Annotated in this window: 4 protein-coding genes and 1 pseudogene; 2 read left to right on the top strand and 3 right to left on the bottom strand. The window is 75.2% G+C overall.

Annotated elements, in window-relative coordinates; translation table 11 throughout:
• A partial coding sequence (gene eda, locus B7L92_RS29445; RefSeq protein ID WP_255311196.1) for a bifunctional 4-hydroxy-2-oxoglutarate aldolase/2-dehydro-3-deoxy-phosphogluconate aldolase occupies window positions 1–644 on the top strand: 644 nt, incomplete at its 5' end.
• Here the strand turns inward: eda and B7L92_RS29450 are convergent.
• Genes B7L92_RS29450 through B7L92_RS29460 form a run of 3 tightly spaced genes read right to left on the bottom strand, consistent with a single transcriptional unit; the run spans window position 619 to window position 3,491 of the window.
• Window positions 619–1,821 (bottom strand): bifunctional RNase H/acid phosphatase, encoded by a 1,203-nt coding sequence (locus B7L92_RS29450; RefSeq protein ID WP_081240411.1) that lies wholly within the window; start codon window positions 1,819–1,821, stop codon window positions 619–621. The two genes, eda and B7L92_RS29450, sit on opposite strands and share 26 nt — an antisense overlap.
• Before the next feature lie 12 nt (window positions 1,822–1,833).
• Window positions 1,834–2,577, bottom strand: coding sequence for a zinc ribbon domain-containing protein (locus B7L92_RS29455; RefSeq protein WP_026085233.1), 744 nt, complete (start codon window positions 2,575–2,577; stop codon window positions 1,834–1,836).
• On the bottom strand, window positions 2,574–3,491 hold the full coding sequence (locus B7L92_RS29460; protein ID WP_081240412.1) for a Nif3-like dinuclear metal center hexameric protein: 918 nt from the start codon (window positions 3,489–3,491) through the stop codon (window positions 2,574–2,576). The genes B7L92_RS29455 and B7L92_RS29460 overlap by 4 nt, the downstream gene beginning before the upstream one ends.
• Window positions 3,492–3,687: 196 nt before the next feature.
• On the opposite strand from B7L92_RS29460, the pseudogene B7L92_RS29465 reads away from it, so the two are divergent.
• Window positions 3,688–4,516, top strand: a pseudogene (locus B7L92_RS29465) (hypothetical protein); the annotation flags it as partial.

The following is a 4,516-nucleotide window of genomic DNA, read 5'->3' on the forward strand; positions in this document are numbered from 1 at the left end:
CCGCCCCCCTCCCCTCCTCCGTCCTCGACCTCGCTCCCGTGGTGCCGGTCGTCGTCCTCGAGGACGCCGCCGACGCCGTACCGCTGGCCCGCGCGCTGGTGGCCGGCGGGCTGCCCGCGATCGAGGTGACCCTGCGGACGCCCGCCGCGCCCGACGCGATCCGGGCGATCGCCGACGGGGTGCCGGACGCGGTGGTCGGGGCCGGGACCGTGATCACCCCGGCGCAGGTGGACGAGGCGGTGGACGCCGGGGCGCGGTTCCTGGTCAGCCCGGGGTGGACGGAGGCGCTGCTGGCGGCGATGCGGGCGTCCGGGGTGCCGTTCCTGCCGGGGGTGTCGACCGTCTCGGAGGTGGTGGCGCTGCTGGAGCGCGGGGTGCGGGAGATGAAGTTCTTCCCGGCGCGGGCCGCGGGCGGGACGGCGTATCTGAAGGCGCTCGCCGGACCGCTCCCCCAGGCCCGTTTCTGCCCGACCGGGGGGATCGGGGCGGACTCCGCGCCGGACTACCTCGCGCTGCCCAACGTCGGCTGCGTGGGCGGGAGCTGGATGCTCCCGGCGGACGCGGTGGCGGCCCGGGACTGGGACCGGATCGAGCGGCTGGCCCGCGAGGCGGCGGGGCTCAGCGCAGGTGCGAGGTGTCGTTGAACAGGCGGACGCTGGCGTTGCCGTCGGCGTAGTACGCCACCGCCGAGAGCGAGGCCGCCGACAGTTCCATGCGGAACAGGGCCTCGGGCGGGGCGCCCAGGGCGAGCCGTACCAGCGTCTTGATCGGCGTCACGTGGGTGACGAGCAGGACCGTGCGGCCCGCGTACGCCGCGACCAGCTCGTCCCGGGCGGCGGCGACCCGGGCGGCGGTGGCCGCGAAGCTCTCGCCGCCGCCGGTGGGCTCGGCGTCCGGGGAGGTCAGCCAGGCGTTCAGGTCGTCCGGGTGGCGTTCGCGGACCTCGGCGAAGGTGAGGCCCTCCCAGGCGCCGAAGTCGGTCTCGCGCAGCCCTTCGTCCACGGCCACCTCGAGGCCGAGGCGGGCGGCGACGATGCCGGCGGTCTCGCGGGTGCGGGCGAGGGGGGAGGCGACGACCGCCTGGACGGTGCCGCGCCGGGCCAGGAGGGCGGCGACCCGCTCGGCCTGCTCCCGGCCGGTGTCGGAGAGGGAGGGGTCGCTGCCGCCGCTGCCGGAGAAGCGCTTCTGCGGGGTCAGCGGGGTCTCGCCGTGCCGGAGCAGGACGAAGGTGGCGGGCGGCCCCATGTCGGCGGGCGCCCAACCGGCGCTGGGCGTGGCCACGGCGCGCGCGGCACGGGCATCGGCGTCGGCGGCCCCGGCGGCGGTGTCCTCCTCGCGGCCGACGGCGGGGGAGGTCCCGGTCGCCCCGACGGCCTGCTCCGCCGTGGAGGCCGAAGCCTTCCACGGCTCCCCCCTCAGCCCCGCGTCCATCGCCTCGTTGGCCAGGCGGTCGGCGTGCTTGTTCCGCTCGCGGGGGATCCACTCGTACGTCACCCGTCCCGGCGGGAAGACCCGCGCCGCCTGGGCGGCGAGCGGTTTCATGTCGGGGTGCTTGATCTTCCAGCGGCCGGTCATCTGCTCGATGACGAGCTTGGAGTCCATCCGGACGTGGACCGTGGCCCGGGGGTCCAGTGCGTGGGCGGCGCGCAGGCCGGCCAGCAGGCCCCGGTACTCGGCGACGTTGTTGGTGGCGACGCCGAGGTACTCGGCCGTCTCCGCGAGGGTCTCCCCCGTCGCCGCGTCGCTCACCACGGCCCCGTAGCCCGCGGGCCCCGGGTTGCCCCGTGACCCGCCGTCCGCCTCGACGATGAACTCCCCCACCGAAGCAGCCCCCTACAGCCCCGACTCGGACGTGCGCACCAGGATGCGACGGCAGTTCTCGCAGCGCACCACCGTGTCGGGAGCGGCCTGGCGGATCTCGTTCAGCTCGGTGATGGCGAGCTCCTGGCGGCAGCCCTGGCAGGTGCGGGCGTAGAGCTTCGCGGCGCCGACGCCGCCCTGCTGCTCGCGCAGCTTCTCGTACAGCTTGAGCAGGTCGGCGGGGACGGATCCGGCGACGACCTCGCGCTCCCTGGTGACCGAGGCGGTCTCGCCGTCGATCTCCCCGAGGGCCGCGTCCCGGCGCGCGACGGCGTCGTCGATCTTCGCCTGGACGGAGGCGACGCGGTCGGTCAGTTCGGCGACCCGCCCCTGCGCGGACTCACGGCGTTCCATGATCTCCAGGACGATGTCCTCGAGGTCGCCCTGCCGCCTGGCGAGGGAGACGATCTCGTGCTGGAGGTTCTCCAGGTCCTTGGGCGAGGAGACGGCGCCGGAGTCGAGGCGCTTCTGGTCACGGGCGGCGCGCTGGCGCACCTGGTCCACGTCCTGCTCGGCCTTGGTCTGCTCGCGGGCGCAGTCGCTCTCCTCGGTCTGCGCGGCGACGAGCAGGTCGCGCAGCTGGGTGTGGTCCTTCGTCAGCGACTCGATCTCGGCGTGCTCGGGGAGCGACTTCCGCTTGTGCGCGAGCTGCTGGAGGCGGACGTCGAGGTTCTGGACGTCGAGGAGTCGGATCTGATCGGCGGGCGCGGCGTTCAGTTGGGGGCTCCAGAGGTGTCGGAGGGAGCGGGGGCGCGCGAGGCGCTCCTCGGAGGGGCGGTGGCGGGCGACGGGCCGTCGGAGGACGCCGCGTGGGCGGTCCAGGGGTCGGTGACCGTCTTCGAGACGTGGACCCGGAGGTTCCACCCATGGCGGTCGGAGATCTCGTCGAGCTGGGCTGCGGCCAGCTCGCACCAGGGCCACTCGGTGGCCCAGTGCGCCGCGTCGAGCAGCGCGAGGGGGCCGTGGGCGCGGTCCGCCATGAACTCGGAGGCCGGGTGGTGGCGCAGGTCCGCGGTGAGGAAGGCGTCCACGCCGGCGGCGCGGACGTGGTCGAAGAGGCTGTCGCCGGAGCCGCCGCTGACGGCGACCGTGCGGACGAGCGCCTCGGGGTCGCCGGCGACGCGGATGCCCTGCGCGGTGGCGGGGAGGCGTTCGGCGGCACGGGCGGCGAGCTCGCGGACGGTCAGCGGGTGGTCGAGTGCGCAGACGCGGCCCAGGCCCCGGCGGCCCTCGGGGTCGGTGGGGTCCGGCACGAGGGGCCGTACGACCCTGAGGTCCAGGGCGCCGGCCAGGGCGTCGGAGACACCCGGGTCGGCGGTGTCGGCGTTGGTGTGGGCGACGTGCAGCGCGATGTCGTTCTTGATGAGCGTGTGCACCACCCGGCCCTTGAAGGTGGAGGCCGCGACGGTGGTCGTCCCGCGCAGGTAGAGCGGGTGGTGGGTGACGAGCAGGTCGGCGCCCAGCCGCACCGCCTCGTCGACGGTCTCCTGGACCGGGTCCACGGCGAACAGGACCCGTACGACCTCCTGGTCGGGCTCGCCCACCACGGTGCCGACCGCGTCCCAGGACTCGGCCCGTTCGGCGGGCCACAGGCTCTCCAGCACGGCGATGACTTCAGACAGACGGGGCACGTGTGCAAGGCTACCTGGCCGTTTCGTGCCGCAGTACCGGCGCGGGCCCGCGGTAGGGCGTTCGGCCCGGCCAGCACATCCGTCCCCCTCTGCTCAGGAGAATCGTTCCTGGAGCACCCTTATGTGTGAAGTGCGGCCCCGTCGGCCCCCGCCCGTGCGTGCGATAACTACGGTCGTCGCCGGAGGTGACCGAACCATGACGGTCTGTGCCTTTCCCGGGCTCGGGACTTCGCTCGAGCACGGGGGAACCCCGTCACCCGCGACGGGACACGAGGACGGAGCCGGACGGCCGGGCTGCGCCATCACCGCGGACGGCTCCTACGCCGCGCGCCTCGCCCTGGCCGGCGACTCCCTCTTCCCCGAGCGCTGGACCCTGGACGGTCCCGAGCCCTACGCGGTGCCGCTGCCCGGCGACCAGCCCGAGGAACCCGGCACCGAGGTGCAGCCCCTGAGCGACGGACGGGTCCTCATCCACCGGCTGGTGGACGGGCGGCACGCCTTCTGCCTGCTGTACCCGACCGGACCCGGCACCGGCGAGCTGCCGCTGGGCACGGTCGAGTGCCCCGAGGAGGGCACCCGGCTGCGGCTGCTGCCGCCCGCCCCGGGCGGGGAGCGGGCGTATGCCCTGGCCGTGGGCCGGCGGTCGACGGCGGTGTGGCGGGTCGCGGGCGGCGCGTTCGGGCCCGAGCAGCTCGCCGAGGTCCCCGGCCGCTGCTCGGGCGGGGTGTGGCTGGACCACGAGGGACGGATGCTGGCCCTGGACCGGGAGACCGACGGGCGCACCAAGGCGGTGGTGGTGGACCTGGAGCGCGGCGGCGAGATGTCCCCGCTGCTCCAGATCGCCGCCGAGAGCGACGACCGGGTCCTGCTGGCCGACCCGGACAGCGGGCTGCTCCTGGTCCGCTCGGACGCGCCCTCACCGGGGCGGAGCCGACTGGGCTGGGGCGTGCTGGGCAGCACGCTGCCGGTGCGCTTCCCGGAGTGCCTGCGGGTGACGGACTGCGCCGTCACCCGCAGGCACTCCG

The organism is Streptomyces viridosporus, from assembly GCF_002078235.1.
In the GTDB taxonomy this organism is placed as follows: Bacteria; Actinomycetota; Actinomycetes; order Streptomycetales; family Streptomycetaceae; genus Streptomyces; species Streptomyces viridosporus.